The sequence below is a fragment of the Myxococcales bacterium genome (genome assembly GCA_016712525.1).
Taxonomy (GTDB): domain Bacteria; phylum Myxococcota_A; class Polyangia; order Polyangiales; family Polyangiaceae; genus JAAFHV01.
The window spans coordinates 24,675-42,837 of the sequence record JADJQX010000006.1; the positions used below are offsets into that span (position 1 = coordinate 24,675).

General features: G+C 69.5%; 15 protein-coding genes. 9 read left to right on the forward strand and 6 right to left on the reverse strand.

The genetic code is table 11. From position 1 onward, the window contains the following. Positions 1-53 precede the first annotated feature (53 nt). Entirely contained in the window at positions 54-971 is a 918-nt protein-coding gene (locus IPK71_12055; protein MBK8214466.1) for a transposase, read from the reverse strand. A gap of 335 nt (positions 972-1,306) precedes the next feature. Between IPK71_12055 and IPK71_12060 the strand changes: the two genes are divergently transcribed. From IPK71_12060 to sppA, 7 genes are all read left to right on the forward strand, one after another. Next, positions 1,307-1,882 carry a hypothetical protein gene (locus IPK71_12060; protein MBK8214467.1) on the forward strand — a complete coding sequence of 192 codons (576 nt, stop codon included), beginning with the start codon at positions 1,307-1,309 and terminating at the stop codon, positions 1,880-1,882. A 304-nt stretch (positions 1,883-2,186) separates the two neighbouring features. Beyond that, positions 2,187-3,260 (forward strand): hypothetical protein, encoded by a 1,074-nt coding sequence (locus IPK71_12065; protein ID MBK8214468.1) that lies wholly within the window; start codon positions 2,187-2,189, stop codon positions 3,258-3,260. Positions 3,261-3,347: 87 nt separating this feature from the next. Continuing rightward, on the forward strand, positions 3,348-3,716 hold the full coding sequence (locus tag IPK71_12070; protein MBK8214469.1) for a hypothetical protein: 369 nt from the start codon (positions 3,348-3,350) through the stop codon (positions 3,714-3,716). 166 nt (positions 3,717-3,882) lie between these two features. Further along, on the forward strand, positions 3,883-4,287 hold the full coding sequence (locus IPK71_12075) for a hypothetical protein (protein MBK8214470.1): 405 nt from the start codon (positions 3,883-3,885) through the stop codon (positions 4,285-4,287). A gap of 165 nt (positions 4,288-4,452) precedes the next feature. Further along, the gene (locus tag IPK71_12080; protein ID MBK8214471.1) at positions 4,453-5,595 is read left to right on the forward strand and encodes a UTP--glucose-1-phosphate uridylyltransferase; all 1,143 of its coding nucleotides are present in this window, start codon (positions 4,453-4,455) and stop codon (positions 5,593-5,595) included. 22 nt (positions 5,596-5,617) lie between these two features. Next, positions 5,618-6,127, forward strand: a complete 510-nt coding sequence (locus IPK71_12085; GenBank protein ID MBK8214472.1) for a DUF2505 family protein — start codon at positions 5,618-5,620, stop codon at positions 6,125-6,127. A 91-nt stretch (positions 6,128-6,218) separates the two neighbouring features. Next, positions 6,219-8,777 carry a signal peptide peptidase SppA gene (gene sppA / locus IPK71_12090; GenBank protein MBK8214473.1) on the forward strand — a complete coding sequence of 853 codons (2,559 nt, stop codon included), beginning with the start codon at positions 6,219-6,221 and terminating at the stop codon, positions 8,775-8,777. A 67-nt stretch (positions 8,778-8,844) separates the two neighbouring features. Here the strand turns inward: sppA and IPK71_12095 are convergent, their stop codons facing one another. The 3 genes from IPK71_12095 to IPK71_12105 form a co-directional block, all read right to left on the reverse strand. Continuing rightward, positions 8,845-10,407: a delta-60 repeat domain-containing protein gene (locus IPK71_12095; protein ID MBK8214474.1), complete on the reverse strand. Its 1,563-nt coding sequence runs from the start codon at positions 10,405-10,407 to the stop codon at positions 8,845-8,847. 128 nt (positions 10,408-10,535) lie between these two features. After that, entirely contained in the window at positions 10,536-12,167 is a 1,632-nt protein-coding gene (locus IPK71_12100; protein MBK8214475.1) for a delta-60 repeat domain-containing protein, read from the reverse strand. A 57-nt stretch (positions 12,168-12,224) separates the two neighbouring features. Continuing rightward, on the reverse strand, positions 12,225-13,352 hold the full coding sequence (locus IPK71_12105; GenBank protein MBK8214476.1) for an NADPH:quinone oxidoreductase family protein: 1,128 nt from the start codon (positions 13,350-13,352) through the stop codon (positions 12,225-12,227). A 182-nt stretch (positions 13,353-13,534) separates the two neighbouring features. On the opposite strand from IPK71_12105, the gene IPK71_12110 reads away from it, so the two are divergent. Then, positions 13,535-15,373 carry a DUF4091 domain-containing protein gene (locus IPK71_12110; GenBank protein MBK8214477.1) on the forward strand — a complete coding sequence of 613 codons (1,839 nt, stop codon included), beginning with the start codon at positions 13,535-13,537 and terminating at the stop codon, positions 15,371-15,373. Positions 15,374-15,535: 162 nt separating this feature from the next. Then, positions 15,536-16,627: a hypothetical protein gene (locus IPK71_12115; GenBank protein ID MBK8214478.1), complete on the forward strand. Its 1,092-nt coding sequence runs from the start codon at positions 15,536-15,538 to the stop codon at positions 16,625-16,627. 83 nt (positions 16,628-16,710) lie between these two features. On the opposite strand, the gene IPK71_12120 is transcribed toward IPK71_12115, so the two are convergent. Both IPK71_12120 and IPK71_12125 read right to left on the reverse strand, forming a co-directional pair. Next, positions 16,711-17,433: a hypothetical protein gene (locus tag IPK71_12120; GenBank protein MBK8214479.1), complete on the reverse strand. Its 723-nt coding sequence runs from the start codon at positions 17,431-17,433 to the stop codon at positions 16,711-16,713. Next, positions 17,430-18,122 (reverse strand): hypothetical protein, encoded by a 693-nt coding sequence (locus tag IPK71_12125; GenBank protein ID MBK8214480.1) that lies wholly within the window; start codon positions 18,120-18,122, stop codon positions 17,430-17,432. The genes IPK71_12120 and IPK71_12125 overlap by 4 nt, the downstream gene beginning before the upstream one ends. Positions 18,123-18,163 lie beyond the last annotated feature (41 nt).

The window sequence follows — 18,163 nt, forward strand, 5'->3', positions numbered from 1 at the left end:
GGCCAGATCCGACCGACGACCAGATGGCCAGCCAGATCCGACCGACGTTGGCGCTAAGTGGTTGAAATCACATTCACCCCCAGCTCGCGGACAAGTCGCCACGTCCCCGCTGGGAAGAACACATCCCGCACGGCATTCCTCATCGCTCGAAACGCCTCCCGGTACGCCCCCAGAAACGCCGCGCGCTCCTTCAGCGCCCGCGCCGCCATCTCGACGTTCCCACCCGCCGCGAAGCTCGGATTCCGCGCCCCCACCTTCTCGAACGACGACGCGCGCGTCGTGTGGGGCACCGCGAAGATCCACGCGAGCGAGCGAACGAACTTCCCCGCCTTGCGGGCCACGATGCGCGCCTTCTCCACCGCCGCGTTCACCGCGGACACGATGCGCGCCCGCGCCCCCTCGTGGCCCGAGCTCGCCTCGAGCGCAGGGGGAACCGTGATGGAGATCTCGGCCGCTGCAGGCCAGCGCGTGTTCTCCGCGTCGAGGTACAGCTCGGGACGCGCGACACGAATCGTGCGCGTGCCGATGTCCGTCGCCGCAAGCGTGACACCCGGCCAATCCTCGGGGCTCGCGGCGAGCCCCGCCTCGACCACGTTCGCGAGCGTGTACCCAATCTTCTGCAGCACCGCCTCTTCGCCGTAGAGCGCGACGATGCTCGCGCCCTCACGTGAAAAGACCTCCTCGGGCCACCCACGCAGCACCTTGATGGCGTTCGCGAGCAGGCGATTTCGCTGCGAAAGAAAGTCGGGGAGCCGGCCGCGCGTGTCCGTGAGCACCTCGTGAAGGTGGTTCGAGAGCATCTGCACGGCGTGGATTTCGATGCCGAATTCCGCGGCGAGCACGGCCGTCGCGTACCAGTAGAAGGCGAGCAGAATTCGCCGCTTGTCGGGGGTGAGGAGGAAGTAGCGGCGGGTGGTCCTGCGCGTGACGAGGTAGGTAGTGCCCGGGACGATGCGGCGAGGGTTCGACATGCCCCGGCCCATTTCACTTTGTGGGCCAACACGAAGTGGCTGAAATTGCTGGGTTTCGTGCCGCGGAGATGATGGCCAGGCCACATTTCGGGGTGGCCCGGGCCAGGCCTTCGCGTCCTTTCGCGGACTTGGCGCGAACGTCGGTCAGATCTCCCCCCGCGGACTTGGCGCGAACGTCGGTCGGATCTCCCCGCGGACTCCCCCGCCCGATCTCCCCCACCACCGCGGTCGCCGCCGTCCCCGTCCCCGTCCCCGTCCCCGTCCCCGTCCCCGTCGGGTCGGATCTTCCGCCTGGCGCCGGGGAAGGCGCGAGGCGCGTCGGCGTACTTCAAGGCATGTCGCTCCCGACCCTCGCATTCCTCCCCGACCACCGCAACGAGCTCGTCGACGCGCTGCCCGAGGCTTTCGAGTCGATCGGCAAGTACTTCGACCTCCGCGATGCGGAAAACGCGGCGCCCATCGAAAATGCCCGCGCCGTCGCCGCCGCGCTCGAGGGCGTCGTACACTCGAGCGACACCGACTGCGACTACTACCCGTGCGTGCTCTCGGGCGTGGACCCGGACAGCGACGCGTTCTTCGCGGCGCTCGGTGTGACGCGTGACGCGCGCTTCTCCGTCGGTGGCTACGACAACCCCAAGCTCGAGGTGGTCCGCGCAGGCTCGGGCGAAGGGGAGCGGTCGGCCCTCGCCCTCCTTACTCGGCTCGGCGACTACGAGCTCGGTCGCCTTTCGGAGTACATCGAGGAGTCCGACCAGAAGGCGATCGGCACGGCCATCGCCAAGCTCGAGTCGCTCGGCCCCATCGTGGGCGTGCAGCTCTGCGCCGACGACCACGCGACCAAGCTCGTGCTCACGCTGGCCAAGAGCGGCGGCGTGTACGTGGGCGTGGCGGTGGTACGCGTCGAGACCTGACCAGCGCTCGGCAACCGATCTCGGCGCACGAAGGCGCGGCTCGGTTCGTCGCGCATGCTCGTGAGGGCGGGCGCGGTCACCCCGGTCGATATCGTGGCCGATTCGATGGGCCGGCTCGGCGTTGGCGAGGCGAACCGTGCTGGCACGCGAGCCGTCGGTACACGCACGCTCGTGCGTATCCTGCCGTGCCACCCTGCGCCATCCTGAGATCGCGCGGCCACACGGAAGCGCGCCGGGATCGCAAGAAAGTGCCGCGCGGTTACGTCTCGAAAGCGGTGGCGCGGGATATGCTCACGCGGCGCACATGTCGAATCCCCTGCACGCCGCCTCCCTTCGTCGAGTCTTTCGTCGCATCCTCGCGGGGGCTCTCGCCGCGCCGCTCCCGCTCGCGCTCGTGGTCGCGTGCAGCTCCACGGGGACAGCCGAAGGCGACGCGGGAGCCGACGGCTCTTCCTCCGGCCCGTGCCGCGTCGTCGCCCCACCCGATGCCGCACAAGGCGCGTGCCAGGGGGTCCGCCAGCCCCCCCCGTACTTCGTCGCGTTGACGGGAGATCTGACCACCTGCGGCTTCGGCGACGGCGGTGTCGGGAGCTCGGATCTTTGCAGTGATCTCTGCGGCGCGCGTGTGAGCTCGTGCACGAACAACGGGGGATTGGTGAAGTGCGAGCCCTACCCGTGCGCGGTCGACGGGCGCAGGTACCACGAGCTCGCCGATGGCGCGGCCCCCGCCGGCAGAGACGTCGCGAGCTGCCTCGCCCGAATGGCCTTTTTCGAAGCAGCTTCGGTCGATGCGTTCGCCCTGCTCGAGCGCGATCTCGGTCTCTTGAACGCTCCTGAGAGCCTCGTCCGTGGCTGCCGCGAGGCAAAACGTGACGAGGCTCGTCACGCGCAACTGGCCACGAACCTCGCCACGCGGTACGGCGCGCGCGTCGTGGCCCCGGAGCCGCCGAGCGCTCCCCCGCGCTCTCTCGAAGCCCTCGCGACCGAGAACGCCGTCGAGGGGTGCGTGCGTGAGACGTTCGGAGTGCTCATCGGAATGTGGCAGTCGGTCTCCGCGCCCACGGCCGACCTTCGTGCCTTCTTCTCGGCTCTCACGACCGACGAGCTCCGCCACGCGTCGCTCTCGGCACGAATCGACGTGTGGGCGCGAGCCGGCCTCTCCGCCGACGCGCTCCGTCGTGTGGATGCCGCCAAGGACGCGGCGCTCCGCGAGCTCGAAGCCTCTCTCGGCGCTGCCGAGCCCGTCCCGGGAATGGGGCTCCCCTCCGCGGCCCAGTCCCTCGCGCTCTTCCGCGCGTGGCGCCAAGGCGAGACACACGTGCCCAGCGCGCCGCAGCGTGCGCCCGCGGTGCGCGCGCCTGAGGTCCGGGTCGTCTGAAACAGGGACTTCGGGTCCTCTCGAGATTCCCGTGGATCGAGAGCCGTTGGCGCTCGCGACGTGCGCGGGTAGGTTGGGCAGCATCGCATGGCGGAAATCGACACGTGGTTTACGCAGCTCGACGCCGTCGCCGCGGCTCGAGCCGACCAACCCTCGTTCCACGTGTTCGCAGAGGGGATGCACTCGGATCTCCGCGGTCAGGTCCTCAGCCTGGCAGCGGATGAGCGCATACCCGTGTGGACGGCGAAATGGCCGCACCACGTGTTCGTGGTCCTAGCGATCCGCGGGAGCGTTCGTGCTTCGCTCCCTTCCGGGACCTTTCCCATGCGGGAGATGTCGCAGCTCGTCGTCCTGCCAGGCACGCCGTGCGAGCTCCATGCGGTGACCGACGCCTCGATCCAGATCATCAGCTTCCTGTCCATGGCCCCTCCGGCGGGCGTGCCTGGCGTGCCGTAGCGTCGCGCTTCCCGGGGCGTGCTGGCAGCACGCGAGCCCGAGCCGAAAGGGCATCGCGTCATGGGGACGACGAGCGTCACCCCATGGTTGCACCATGGGCGTGTCGATGCTTCATTAAGTCATGGCCGGAAGTCGAGCAGGAGTGGGGCGTATCATGTGGGAAAGCATGAAAACGTTCTGCCGCGGCTCGCGTGACGGTGGTCTTCGCGGCCACGGTGGCTCCACCACGAAGCTCCCCTTGCTCGTGTCGAGCGCCGCCCTAGTGCTCCTCGGCTTCGCGGCATGTTCGAGCTCGCCTCCCGCAGAGGGCGCCACGTGCACGAGCTTGCCGCTCGTCCGGTCCTCCGGGGGTCGGCGCGTCGACGAGCTGCCAAGCGGGGCCTGCTCGGCCAAGGAGTCGTGCTCGGTCGGCGCGCATCGTGTCTGCGCGTGCAGCGAGATCGGCCCGTACGACGACTACGAGTGCCAGTGCGACGGGGCCCGGTGGACCTGCACCGTGACCTCACGCGCTTCGTCGGTCTGCTCCCCATGCCCCGACGGGTCCCCGCCCGACGCGAGCCGTCCCGATTGACCACCTCGCCCAGCGCGCGAGCCCCTCTGTTTGCGCCGAACGAGGTCCTCCGAGCCCTCCGCCCGGTCCTCCGCCCGCCTCCGGCCCGGCCAAATCGCGCGGGGCCCCGTGCGGAGCGCTTCGATCGCTTCCATCGCCTGCGAATTCACGCCATGCTTCGCCCTCATGACCGCTCCCGACAGCATCGAGGCCGAGCTCGCGGCCCTTCCTTCGGCGCTCCGCGCGCGCCTCTCGGCCGCTGGTTTCCGTGACGACCGCCTCGTGGCCCTGTCACACGCGCTCTCCGACAAGGCGGCCCTCTTCGCCAAGAACCGCCTCACCGGCGAAGTGACCCCCCCGAGCGACGGCGAGCTCCTCCCGCTGCCCGAGCCCGGCTCGCCCGAGCACGACCGCCTCCGCGCGCTCGGTCAGGCCGCGATCGACCGCGGCGAGCTCGCGTTCTGCGTGCTCGCGGGCGGCATGGCCACGCGCATGGGCGGCGTCGTGAAGGCGCTCGTCGAGGCCTTCGACGGCAAGACCTTCCTCGACCTCCGCCTCGCCGAGAACGCGAGCGCGGGCAAACGCGCGAAGGCCCCCGTTCCCCTCTGGCTCATGACGAGCGAGGCCACCGACAAGGCCATCCGCGAGGCCCTCGCCGCGCGCGACGCGCCCGACCACGTCGCCGTGTTCATGCAAGATCTCGGGCTCCGCCTCACGCCCGAGGGCCGGCTCTTCCGCGAGGACGACGGCGACGTGAGCGTCTACGCGACCGGCCACGGAGACTTCGTCGACGCCCTCCGCCGCACGCGGCTCCTCGATGATTTCCTCGCGCGCGGCGGAAAAACCGTGTGGATCGCGAACCTCGACAACCTCGGCGCGTCGATCGACCCGGTGGTCCTCGGCCGCTTCCTCGACTCGCAGAAGCGCGTCATGGTCGAGGTCTGCGAGAAGGCCAAGGGCGACCGCGGAGGTATCCCGGTGCACGCCCAGGGCAAGCTCCAAGTCGTCGAAGAGTTCCGCCTCCCCGAGGGATTCTCGGGCGACAGCGTGCGCGTCTTCAACACGAACACGTTCCTCGTCTCGGCCGAGGCCCTCCGCGGCCTCGACATGCCGTCGACGTACTTCGCGGTCGAGAAGAAGGTCGAGGGGCGCGTCGCCATCCAGTTCGAGCGCCTCCTCCAAGAGCTCACGGCGTTCCTCGACGCGGGCTACGTCGTCGTGCCTCGCGAGGGCGCGCGCTCCCGGTTTTTGCCCGTGAAAGACCACGACGAGCTCGCCCGTCGGCGCGCCGAGATCCAGGAAGTCGCACGCGCGCGGGGCATGGTGTAACCTCGCCGGCGAGGAACGTTCGGTGCAATTCGAGATAACCCACGAGCTTGACATCCCCCTCGACGCCGTCGAGCTTGCGTTCCTCTCTCCCGAGCTCGGCCCCGGGATCGCCCAGAAGCTGCCGCACATCGAGTCGCTCGAGCAAAAGTCGCATTTCGTCGACGACTCGCGCCTCGAACGCGTGTGGGCCTTCCGCGCGAACGTGAAGATCCCCGCCTTCGCGCAGAAGTACGTCACGCCCGAGATGTGCGCCTGGGAAGAGACCACCGTGTACGACATTCGCCGCCACGCGGGCTCCTGGCGCGTGCGGGCCTCGGTGAAGCCCGAGTGGCAGAAATTCTTCGCGTCGAGCGGGAGCTACCTGCTCGAGCCGCTCGACGCCGGTCGCACGAAGCGCACCGTGCGAGGCACACTCGAGCTCAACGTGTCGCTCGTCGGATCCATGGCCGAGAAGCTCATCTACTCCGAGCTCGTCAAGAAGACGTTCGACGCCGAGGCCGCGACGCTCCGCGATCTCTCGACGCTCGGCTGAGCGCATGCCCCTCGAGCGCCGGCGCCGCTCCCTCGAACCGCCACGCACGGCCTCGCCCGAGGCCCCTCATCCCTCCACAAGGAGCCCCATCGTGAAGCGTCTCCGCGCGAACGTGTCGTCGTTGCCCGTCCTCGCCGCCCTCGGCGCCATGGCGTCGCTGCTCGTGACGGGCAAGGCCTCGGCCGAGCCGTTCCCCCAGCGCGGCGAGCGCATCTTCTCCCCCGGCCGCAGCGCCGCGAGCGAAGACTCGGGCGAAGCGCTCGTGCTGAACCCGGCGAACCTCGGCCACCTCACGGGCAAAGAGCTCCGGTGGACCGGCGTGCGCTGCACCGACACGCAGAAGGTCGCGTGTGGGCACTCGTTCAACTTGTCGTCACCGCTGGTGTTCGGGCTCGGCGGCGGGTTCCGTGTAGATTACATCTCTCCGCCGAGCACGGTGGGCGCGCCCTACTACGGGCAAGACTACGTGTGGCTCACCTGGGGCCTCGGCTACAACGTGTCGAAGGCGGTCTCGGTCGGCGTGAGCCTCCAGTCGTCGTTCTCGCCGAACCCCAACGTGGGCGGCATGACGGCGCTCTCCGCGGGCATCTCGTACCGCCCGAGCCCGCGCCTCGGCTTCTCGCTCGTCGCCCACGATTTCAACGGCCCCGCGTCGCAGCCGGTCCCCACGGGACCCGAGCGTATCGGGCTCCCGGTGCTCGATCGTCAGTACATGGCCGCGGTGGCCTTCCGGCCCACGGGCACGCGCGCGCTCGAGGTGGGCGCCGAGGTCCGCTACTACGACGGCTCCGATCAGGCCCGCCCGCGCGTGGTCATGGGGGTCGACATCCCGGGGGTCGGCCGCGCCCGAGGCGACGTCGAGGTGGGCAACCTCTCGCAGAGCGATCCGTCGTACCTCGCCACGATCGGCCTCGAGCTCCAGCTCCGTGGCGTGTCGCTCGGCGGCGGCGCCATCGTGGGCAACGCCCTCGGAAAGAGCACCGACGCAGGGCAGTACCTCACCGCCTCGCTGGCCGACTTCGAGAGCCCCGCGGGCATTCCACGAAGCGAGCACGGCGTCTCCATCCGCCTCGAGGCGACGCCGGGCACCCGCAACCACGTGCGGCTCTTGCGCAAGCTCTGGAAGATCTCCGAGCGCTCCGACATCGCCTCGGTCACGCTGCTCGTCCGTGACGAGCCGGCCACGTCGTTCGCGCACGCCGAAGAGCTCGCCGACGCCTTCCGTGTGCTCCGCGCCCGCGGAAAGAAGGTCATCTGCAGCTTCGAGGACGCAGGCCCCAAGGCGCTCTACGCCTGCGCGAGCGCCGATCGCATCGTCTTGAACCCGGCGGGTGGCGTGCGTTACGCGGGCCTCAAGTCGACCCACATCTACCTCGCGGGCCTGCTCGAGAAGATCGGCGTGAAGGCCGAGTTCGTGCGCATCGGCGCGCACAAGTCGGCGCCCGAGCAGTTCATGAACAAGGGCGCGAGCGAGACGGCCCGCGCCGACCAAGAAGACTTGCTCCGCAACACCGAGGCGGTCTTCGTCAAAAACCTGTCTCTTTACCGGAACATACCCGAGGCTAGCGTCCGCGAGAGCACCAAGAAGGGCCCGTTCGTGGCGCTCGAGGCGCGCGACGCGAAGTTCGTCGACACCCTCGCCTTCGACGACGAGCTCGACCGCGTCACGAGCGACGTCGTCGGCCACAAAGTCTCGGTCTCGAAGTACGAGGACGAGGTGGTCGCGCCGATGCGCTTCGGCCAGCGCAGCAAGGTGGGGCTCCTCTACATCGACGGCGACATGGTCGACGGCCGCTCGAGCAAGGTGCCGCTCATCGGCATGAAGCTCTGCGGGAGCTACACGATCGCCGAGTCGGCCAAGAGGCTCCGCGAGGACCCGACGGTGAAGGCGGTGGTCCTGCGCGTCGAGACGCCCGGCGGCTCGTCGCTCGCGGCCGACGTGATGTGGCGCGAGCTGCGCCTCTTGGCGCAGAAAAAGCCCCTCATCGTGTCGATGGGCACGATCGCGGCGAGCGGCGGGTACTACGTGGCCTCGGCCGGGACGAAGATCTACGCGCTCCCGCTCACCCTCACGGGCTCGATCGGCATCTTCTACGGCAAAGCCGACGTGAGCGAGCTCTTGTCGAAGCTCGGGGTGAACGTCGAGGTGCGTAAGGTCACGCCCCGCGCCGACGCCGAGTCGTTCTTCCGCCCCTTCTCGGACGACGAGCGCAAAGAGCTCGATCGCAAGGTGCACCAGTTCTACGACGTGTTCCTCGATCGCGTGTCGCAGGGCCGCAAGATGACCCGCTCGGAGGTCGACGCCGTCGGCCAGGGCCGCGTGTGGGCGGGCCAGCAGGCGCTCGACAAGAAGCTCGTCGACGAGATGGGCGGGCTCCGTCACGCGCTCGAGTACGCGCGCAAGGCGGGCCACTTGCCCGACGATGCTCCCATCCAAGAAGAGCCGCCCATCGAGAAGACCTTCCTCGAGACGGCCCTCGAGATCGTGGGCATTTCGCCCGGCCCCCTCGTGGTGGACGGCCTCCCCCTCCAGATCCGCGACGCCGTGCGCGCCGTGGCCCCGATGGCGATCTACACCGACTCGACGCCCCTCGCGCGCACCGAGTGGGAGCCCATCGGCGAGAGCGGCAAAGACGACGACGACAAGTAGCCCCCCGTCGTCTATGGGAAAAAACCGAGCGCTGCGGCCCCCACCGCGGCGCTTCGTGTTTTCGGGGCTAAGGCCAGTACCGCGCCACGAAGGGACCGGCGTGAGAGCTAATGCCCACCACGATGAGCCGACCATCGGGCAGCGTCGCGAGCGCGCGGATGACCGTAGGGGAGGTCTTGAATGCGGGCGGCGGGTCGAGCCGTAGCGTGCCTCCTTTAGCGAACGAGGTGTCGATCTTCCCGTCGGGTAGGATGCGCTCGATCGTCGAGTAGTACTCGCTCGAAGTGCCGCCTGTCGTCGACACGTACACACGATCACCCGCCACCGCTACCGACGTATCCGAGAAGATTGCCGCCCCCTTGGTGATCGAGTAGCGCACATCGCCTGTCGTCCGCGCTGCGACGCGCCGGATGCAGGTGGCCTGTGGCACGGGCCCGGAGCTTTGCTTCCCCACCATGATGACGTCGCCGTCGCTTGTCAGTGCAGACTCGTCAATCTGGCAATCCGAGCCGTACGACCTCGCACCGCCCGTTCCGAACGTCGGATCGGGCTTTCCGTCGGCCAACAACCGGACCCCAAACCCTCCGGCCACGCCGAATACCCCACCCCCCGGGAGCTCGAAGACGGAGCGCACCGACTCTCCATCGGGCGTCTCGTAAGGCGAGAACCGCAAGTCACGAACGCCGTTTTGGAGAAACTTCTCGATCGAGCCTTTTGGCGTCCCGCGTGTGATTCCACCGACGAGGAAATCACCATTCGAGAGGACCGTGACCGAATGCCCATAGGACGATTCTGGGTCACTGAAGGCATCGGCTCGGTAGACGCCTGCCTTGGCAAAGGACGTATCGGGGGCGCCGCTGGGCAGCAGCCGCAAAATGGTAAGTTTACGCGGGTTTCCGCCCGTCCATCCGACGATGACGATCTTCCCGTTCGTAGGGTCGAGCGCGACCGCTTCCGCCTCGCCCGGCGTTGGAATGAACGGGCGGACGGCAGTCTCGAACGCCGAATCGATGGTTCCGTCCGGGTTTAACCGTCGCACCATCCATGGTGTTTGCGACATGAACACTCCGCCCACGACGACGATCTTTCCGTCGGTTTGAACGACGGCGGCGTACGGCCCTCCTTCCGTCTGGGGCAAGAGCACCTCCCCATCCGTGTCGAAGGTGGTGTCGAGTGTCCCCGAGGCACCCGCCACGAGGAGCGGGAACGTCAGGCCGGGGGCGCCCTTGGCCTCGATCGTGAGCGCCGCGTCGCCGAGCGTGGCGTCCGCGGCGGCCTTCAACACAAGCTTCGCCGCAGTGGAGGTGCCCGCGAACGCCGCCGGTTCGGCCGTCACGCCCTTGGGGAGCCCCGTGACGGACACCGCGACGTCTCCCTCGAGGCCGTCGCGGGTGAGCGTCAGCGCGATCTCGACGGTCCCCCCTTGCCGGAGCATGGCGCGTGGAACGCTCGCTGCGAGCTTGGGCGAGCCCACCCCTCCTTCGCCGGGAGGCGCTGCCTCGGGGAGCGCGCCGTCCTTGGTGCCCGCGTCGAGCACCCCCGCCACGGGCTCGTCCCCCGTGCAGGCGCCGAGCGCGTGCCACCCCGCCGACACCACCAGCAGCGACCCCACGAGACCGAGCTTCCGCATGACTTCCTCCGTGAGCCGCGCGGACACTCGCACGGCCCCCGCACGTGGTCTTAGCACACGTGGAAGCCTCGGGAACGACCCTCGCCGTGCCGCGCGAGCACGACAGAAACACGAGGAGATCCCGCGGCTTACGGCCAGAAGCGCGCGATGAAAGGGCCCCGGTTGCTCGACGCGCGGCTGCCGACGATGAGGACGCGGCCGTCGTCGCCCGTGGTCGCTCCCTGGATCGAGTAGATGTACGTGTCGGGCGTGGCCGGGTCTTCGAGCTCGTAGGTGCCCGCCGAAGCGAACGTGCGATCGAGGTTGCCGTTGGGCTGGCGCCGCTCGAGGATCGCCACCTTGTCTTGGCTCCCGCCGCCGTTGCCCGCGGCGTACGTCGTGTTGCCGGGGCCCGACGCGGCGGCCGTGAACTGCTCGCTGTTCCCGCCCCCGATGCTCTGCGTGTAGACGAGATCGCCGTTGCCCTGCGCGGCCACGCGGGTCACGCAATACGACGGGCCCCGAACGTCTTGGCCGGTGATGACCACGTCGCCGTTCGTGGCGAGGGCCGACGCGGCGCCTCGGCAACCCGACGCGTAGATCCGCTTTCCTTGGTTGCCGAACGTCGCGTCGGGGGTGCCGTTCCCGAGGAGCCGGAGGCCGATCTGCGCCGGAGGCGACACCGAGGCCTCGGTGCCCGTGACGAAGAACGCGCTCCCCGCGAGCGGCAAGAGCCCCGTGAACGCCGAAGCCGTGGGCGAGACGTACGACGCGAACGCCGGATCGCGCGTCCCGTTCGGCAGATACCGATCGACGATGCCCGTGCCGCCGCCGCCGCCCTCGGTTCGTGTCCCCGCGACGAGCACCGTGCCGTTCCCGAACGCCACGACGCCGTTTGCGCGCGAGCCGTTCGGGTGCGTCACAGAGTCGACGATGAGGGTGCCGGCGTTCGCGAAGCCTTGGTCCGCCGCGCCGTTCGGGTTGAGCCGCACGACCGCGAGCCGCTCGGTCGTGCCCGCGCCGCCGGCCACGACGATCTTGCCGCTGCCCGGTTCGAAGGCCACCGCGCGCGCCATGCCTTGCCCCGGCACGGCCGCGGCCGCCGCGGTGTTGAAGGCCGCGTCGGGGGAGCCGTCGGCGTTGTAGCGCTTCACGTACCAACCGCCGCCCGCGGCGCCGCCGTTCTGCGCGCCCACGGCCACGATCTTCCCGTCGTTTTGGACGCGCGCGGCATAGAACACCGCGGTGGGATCCGCCGTGACGAGCACGAGCCCGTCGTTGTCGAAGGTCGTGTCGAGCGTGCCCGACGGCCCCGCGACGAGCAGGTTGAGCGAAGCCGGAGCGGCCCCCGAGACCTCGAGCTTGATGGGCGCCTCGCCGACCGTCGCGTCGTTCGCGGCGACGAGCGTGACCTTGGTCGTCGACGCAGCGGCTGCGAACACGGCGGGTTGGGCCGTGACCCCTTTGGGGAGGCCCGTCACCGTGACGGCGAGCTCACCCGCGAGGCCTTTGCGCTCGATCTTGGCGTCGATCTCGACCATGCCTCCTTGACGGACGAACGCGCGCGCGTCGGCGGTGATCTGCGCCTGGGCCTGCGCGTCGGGGGCGGCCCCGTCGGGAGGGGGCAGCGTGGAGGTGTCGGGGGTCGTCGTGGCGGCGTCCTGCGGGGTCGCGGCGTCTTGGGGGACGGCGACCGGGTCGTCCCCGACACACGCCGTGAACGCCCCCGCGAGCGAAGCCGAGACGACGAGCAGCGACACCGTAAGACCGACCTTGCGCATGACTTCCTCCAAGAAACCTAGATTCTACAAGACCCACGCGCGCGTGGGGAAATGCCCTCACCCGATCACGAGCACGCCGCCGCCCGTGATCTCGCCGTTCCACTTGGCCATCATGGCGGCCTTGAACTCGTCGAAGGGGTAGCTCGCGCTCACGAACGGGCTGATTTTACCGTCTTCGGCCCACTCGAGCACCTTCGCGAGCCGCGGCGCGCGGAGGCTCGGATCTTTGGCCGTGGCGATCGCGGTCGGGCACCCGAGCACGTCGATGCCCTTCATGAGGATAAGGTTCGTCGGCAGCACGTTCGCGTTCGGGGCGCCGCGCCCGCCCTTGCCCTTGGCCACGAACGGGGTCGACGCCCAGCCCACCACGAGGAAGCGCCCGCCGAACGTGAGGCAGCGCAGGCTCTCGACCGAGATGTCTCCTCCGACACCGTCGTACACCACGTCGACGCCGCGCCCCGCGGTGAGCTCCTTCACGCGATCGCGCATCGACGCGACGCCGCCCTCGGCCTCGGAGAGCACCAGCGTGTGATCGGCGCCGCGCTCGCGCACCACGCGGAGCTTCTCGTCGGAGCGGCCGGTGGCGATGACCTTCGCGCCGAGGATCTTCGCGATCTCGACCGCCGCAAGCCCCGTCGCCCCCGAGGCCCCGTGCACGAGCACGGTCTCGCCGGCGAGGACCTTCCCGCGTGCGACGAGCGCGTGGTAGGCCGTCTCGTAGTTGCCCAAAAGGTTGCATGCTGCATCGAGTGAGAGCATGCCCGGGACGCGGATCACGGCCTCGCAGGGCGCGACGGCGTACGACGCGAAGCCGCCCCACTTCTGGTACGCCCCGAGCGAGCGCGGGCCCGCGAGCAAACCGTCGACGAGTACCTCTTCCCCCTCGACGAGGCGCGTCTCTCTCTCCGCCTCCGGCCCGACCCACACGACCACGCCGGCGTACTCGAGCCCTGGCGTGTACGGGGGCTTCGCGAGGTGCTGGTACTGGCCGCTCGTCATCATGAGATCGACCCAGCCGACCTGCGCCCTTCGCACCGCGACGACGACGTCCCTCGGGGAGAGCTCGGCGGGCTTCGGCGGTTCCATCGGCACGATCGCGAGGTGATTTTCGATCGCCTCGGGCGGCGTCTCGCCGAGCTCTTGGACGACGACCTTGCGACCCACGGGGAGATTCTCGAGCGCCATCGCGTACGAAGGTAGCCTGCCCGGCGCCTCGGGGCCTCCAAATCGGCTTGCAAAAGGGGCGTTCTGCGATAAGGCCCGTGTCGGGGCGGCGTCGGTCGACCTCGATGGGGCAGGTGGCCCTCTCTTTGCATCTTACACGTTTCAGGTGCTCGTCGTCGGGCGCCACTCGATCGAGGCTCATCATGCGCACGTCCGTCGGCTCTTCGCTCGTCCTCCTCGCGCTCACCGCGTCGGCCCTCGGCGTCGCCGGGCAGGCTTCGGCCGACCCCGCGCCCCCCGCCGATTTTCGGCTGACGCTCCTCGACGACGGCGAGCGCATCCCGCGCGACGAGACGGCGCCGCTCCCCGAGTCCGTCTACCCCGGTGTCGCCGAGCTCTTCGCGCTGCGCGGTGAGGTGGTGGCGTTCCAGGCGGTGGTCGAGAGCCAGACGCCGAACGTTCGGGACTTCTCCGTGACGCTCGGGCCCTTCGCGAACGGCGACAAGACGGTGAGCCCGCGCGTCGAGACGTTCGCCGAGCAGTTCGTCGAGATCAAGCGGACGACCGGGGGGACCCGTGGCTCGGGCGTCGCGTTCCGTGCGGGCGCCGAGCCCGAGCCGCGCCTCCTCGGATTCTACGCGGACGCTCTCGTCCCCGCCGTGCCCACCAAGGCCAAACAAGGCGAGCGTGGCGCGCTGTGGGTCGACATCGCCGTCCCCGAGGATGCCGCGCCCGGCGTCTACGACGCGAACCTGACGGTGAGCTCCGGTGGCGCCCTCGTGACGCGAAAGGTCCGCCTCCGTGTGCTCGACGGCGCGCCGATCCCGTACGGAAAACACGCTCCGACCGTGTACTACGACCCCTCGAACCTCGAGGCGCGCATGGGCAACCGCAACGCGGAGCTCCAGATGCGAAGGCTCTTCCACGCGCATCACGTCGCGGCCTTTCGAAACACGCTCGTCGCGGCCGACGTCGACGCCGACGCGCCGTACCTCACCGGCGAGGCCTACGATCCGGCGAAGGGGTACGTCGGCCCCGGGGCGGGCAAACCCGAGGGCATCGAGGTCATCGGCGCCTACGGCGAGCTCGAGGACGCCGACCCGCAGAAGCTCGCGGTCGTCACCGAGATGGTGAAGAAGCTCGATGCCCTCAAGGTGCTCGACGACGCCTACCTCGACGGCGGCGAAGAAGACTTCACGTTCCCCCGCACGTGGCGCACCGCGCTCGACGCCGATCCGCTCACGAAGCGCCTGCGCGTGGGCGCGGCCTGCCACAGCGATCCGACCACCCTCCTCCCCGAGGTCATCCTCCTCCAGACGGAGGTCTTCGGGACCGAGACCGCCGCGGCCGCCGTGAAGCTCGGCAAGCGCGTCTGGGCGAACAACGGGAAGCGCCCTCACGGCGGCGCGATGGTGCTCGACACGCCCGCGACCGACCTCCGCGCGAACTCCTGGATATCGGCCCGCTACGACATCTCGCGGTGGGTGTACTGGGAGGCGACGTCGTGGACGCAGCGCGGGGGCGGCAAGCTGCCCGACACGAACACCGACCCGTACACCGTGGCCGAGTCCTTTCGGAACGCCGGCGGCAATTTCTCCAATGGTGACGGTATCTTGGTGTATCCCGGTCGGCAGGTTCCGCCCGGTATGACGACCTTCGACAAGGACGAGGTCTTCCCCTCGGTTCGCCTCAAGAACGTTCGCCGTGGCGCCCAGGACGCCGCCTACGTGGAGCTCGCGCGCGCGAAGGACAAGGCCAAGGCCGACGCGGTCGTCGAGCGGATCGTGCCCGTCGCGATGCGCGCGGCCCGCGGAGCTGCTTCGTGGCCGACCCGCGGGAAGGACTACCTGGACGCGCGTCGAGAGCTCGCGGCATCCTTCGCCGATTTCTCGGCGCCCGCCCCGGTCGAGCCCGCCGCGTCTCCCTCCGCCGAGGAGAGCTCGGGGTGCACGACGTCTCGCGGCGGCGCGGGCCTCCCCTCGTTCGTGGCCGCTGGCGTCGCCGTCGTGGCGGTGGCCGCGCGCAGGCGTCGTTCGCGGTGACCCGAAGGTAAGGGCGCGCTCCGGGCGCGCCCCGCGTGTAGCGCTCGAAAGGTGCCGAGATCGGGCGGATTTCGGCCCTTTTGTGCGCTCGGACGGGTGGCATGTCGATTGCCATAGGGCCGGCGACGACGACGTTCGTCGCCTTACCGAAAGGACCCGACCATGCTCTCCCGTGCTCTCCGCATCGCCACGCTCGCCACGGCTTCTCTCTCTTTCTCTCTCGTCGCGGGCTGCGCGGCCGACGCGACGCTCGAGCCGACCTCGGAGGCCTCCGAGCCGGACGCCCTCGTCGGGAGCACCAGCTCCGCCCTCAGCACCTTCGACTGGAGCCCCTCCGTCAACGTGGGCCCCGACTCGCAGGCCGCGTGGTACGGCGGCGCGATGGCGACCCTGAACGGTGTAACCTACATGGTTCACTCTGGGGACTCGTCTCCGGAGAACCTGTGGTGGACGCGCCTCGACGGCGGGCAGTTCGCGGTCGACGTCCAGATCCCGAACCAGTACGCCTCGCAGAAGGTGAGCCTCGCGGCCTTCAACGGGTATCTCTACCTCTTTCACAATGGCCAGTCCGACACGACGGCCATCTGGGTCTCCCGCTTCGATCCGGCGACCCAGACGTGGACGCAAAACTTCAAGCTCCCGTTCACGAGCAGGTTCACGCCGGCCATCGCGGCCTACGGCGGGCGCCTCCGCATGGTGGGCACGAGCCCCTCGACGAACCAGGTCTGGACGGCCACGCTCGACGCGAGCGAGACGCTCTCGCCGCAGTCCTACGTCCCGAACGTGTATTCGGCGTCGCGCCTCTCGGCTGCGGTATTTGCCAATCAGTTCCATGTCGCCCACAGGAACGGCTCGACCACGAACCTCGCGGTCACCCGGTTCGACGGCACGAGCTGGTCGCTCCCGGGCATCCCCGCCGTGGGTGGTGGGGCCTTCCTCCAGGGCTACGAGGCGCAGATCGCCGCGCACGACGGGTACCTTCACCTCGTCCACACGCGCCCCGGGTCGCTGTCGGTCTACTGGACCTATCTGAATGGCACGTCCTGGGCCCCCGAGGTGACGCTCGGGACGCGCTACTCGACGACGCCGCCGTCGCTCGCGCAAGGTGGGACGGGGCTCGTGCTCTCGACGACGTACAACTACCAACCGAGCGGGCAAGCGCTCTCGCGCCGGCTCCAGTTCTCGCAGTACACGAGCCCGAGGACCTCGGGGCCCATCCTCGTCGATCCTGGGCCCATCCTCGTCAACCCCTGACGTGCGGAGCGTGTGCGGTCGGAGTCCGACGGCGAATCGTCGGACTCTTTTTTACCCAAGGCGCCCCCGGCAGCCGCTCGCGCTCAACGGGCCATCTTTCCCATCTTCACGTGGGGCGGCGGAGGCTTCTTCGGAGGAGCCTCCGGTGTCTCGTGCCCGAGGAGCGCCGCGCCACCCATGATGGGCCTCGCGGTCGGAGGAGGGAGAGGCTCGGGGACGCTCGTGGCCTCGACCGTCGGGATGGCGATCACGGCCGGGGGCGGGGGGACGGGCTCCGGGGCATCGTCGGTCATCACCCACGCGAAGGCCGCCATCGTCGAGGCGACGCCCATGCCGACCAAGATCGCCGCTGCGAGCTTCTGGCGCCTTCGTTTGCGCTCTCCGACGGGGCAGTCGGCGGTGAGCACCGTGCCGTCGGCGCGCTGGTAGAAGCGCACGCACACCTCGCCCTCGCGGTCGTGCACGGTGGCGATGGCCTCGTCGCGGGTCATCGCCGTGAGGTTGTAGACGTTCTTCCGGCACTCGCCGCAGAAGCGCACCTTGTCGTCGCCGACCATGCTCGACCACGAGGCCTCGCACGGGGACGCGACCGCGAGATCGTCGAGGGTCGTGAGCCTACGCTTCGCCTTCGTGCGTGTGGCCTCGAGGGTCGCGAGGACGCGTCGGCTCTCGCGGAGCTCGGTCTCGACCAGCGCGACGTGCGCCGTGAGCTCGTCGGACCTGCGGCGGCGCTCTTCGAGTGTGCCGAGCTCGGCCTCGAGGGCGGCGATTTTGTCGGCCAAACGGGACGCAGGATCGTGGCTCATTTCGGCTCCTTCACGGGCGTGATCGTCTTCTGGGAGCCGCTCGGCGGCGGGGTCGGGGCGGGGGCCGTGACGGTGCCCATCACGTGTGGCGTGGAGGCGTCGTCCGCGGCGGGCACGGGCTCGGCGAAGCCCATCTTCCCTTGCACGAGGGTGTCGTCGTCGTACGTGGAGAGCGGGGTACGCGTCGCGCGGAAGGCCCCGAACCCCGCGAGGGCCGCGCCGACGCCGGCGACCAAGGTGAGCATGCCCGCGACGCGGAGCCGCTTGCGCCGAACGCCGACGGGGCAGTCTTGGGTGAGCACGCGCCCGTCGCGCCTGCGATAGAGCCTCACGCAAAGCTCGCCTTCGCGCTCGAGCACGAGCAGCTCGGCCTCCTCGCGGGTCATCGCCGAGAGATCGTAGACGTGCTTCTCGCACGCGCCGCAGAAGCGGCTCTTCGTGTCACCGACCATCGCGTCCCAGCTCGCCGAGCAGGGCGACGCGATCCGGATCGTGTCGAGCATCGGGAGCGCGCGCTTCTCGGCCGCGCGAGTCCGCAACGTGGTGAGCGCTTCGAGGTGCCTCTTGAGGCGCGCTTCCTCGGCGACGAGGGCCTCGCTCCCTTTTCGTTCGGCTTCGAGGCGGGCTCTCTCTTCCTCGAGGGAGCGGGTCTTTTCGCGGAGGGCGTCTTCGGTGCTTCGGTACGTCACGGTCTCGTGAGAACGCTCGGGATCGGAAAAAGTTGCCGAGA

Bases quoted from the DNA above. Each gene is read 5' to 3' on its own strand.
- IPK71_12115 (MBK8214478.1), top strand. From the start codon at position 15,536: ATGCTCTCCCGTGCTCTCCGCATCGCCACGCTCGCCACGGCTTCTCTC.
- IPK71_12110 (MBK8214477.1), top strand. From the start codon at position 13,535: ATGCGCACGTCCGTCGGCTCTTCGCTCGTCCTCCTCGCGCTCACCGCG.
- IPK71_12100 (MBK8214475.1), bottom strand. From the start codon at position 12,167: ATGCGCAAGGTCGGTCTTACGGTGTCGCTGCTCGTCGTCTCGGCTTCG.
- IPK71_12060 (MBK8214467.1), top strand. From the start codon at position 1,307: ATGTCGCTCCCGACCCTCGCATTCCTCCCCGACCACCGCAACGAGCTC.
- IPK71_12075 (MBK8214470.1), top strand. From the start codon at position 3,883: ATGAAAACGTTCTGCCGCGGCTCGCGTGACGGTGGTCTTCGCGGCCAC.
- IPK71_12055 (MBK8214466.1), bottom strand. From the start codon at position 971: ATGTCGAACCCTCGCCGCATCGTCCCGGGCACTACCTACCTCGTCACG.
- IPK71_12105 (MBK8214476.1), bottom strand. From the start codon at position 13,352: ATGGCGCTCGAGAATCTCCCCGTGGGTCGCAAGGTCGTCGTCCAAGAG.
- IPK71_12065 (MBK8214468.1), top strand. From the start codon at position 2,187: ATGTCGAATCCCCTGCACGCCGCCTCCCTTCGTCGAGTCTTTCGTCGC.
- IPK71_12095 (MBK8214474.1), bottom strand. From the start codon at position 10,407: ATGCGGAAGCTCGGTCTCGTGGGGTCGCTGCTGGTGGTGTCGGCGGGG.
- IPK71_12120 (MBK8214479.1), bottom strand. From the start codon at position 17,433: ATGAGCCACGATCCTGCGTCCCGTTTGGCCGACAAAATCGCCGCCCTC.
- IPK71_12070 (MBK8214469.1), top strand. From the start codon at position 3,348: ATGGCGGAAATCGACACGTGGTTTACGCAGCTCGACGCCGTCGCCGCG.
- IPK71_12080 (MBK8214471.1), top strand. From the start codon at position 4,453: ATGACCGCTCCCGACAGCATCGAGGCCGAGCTCGCGGCCCTTCCTTCG.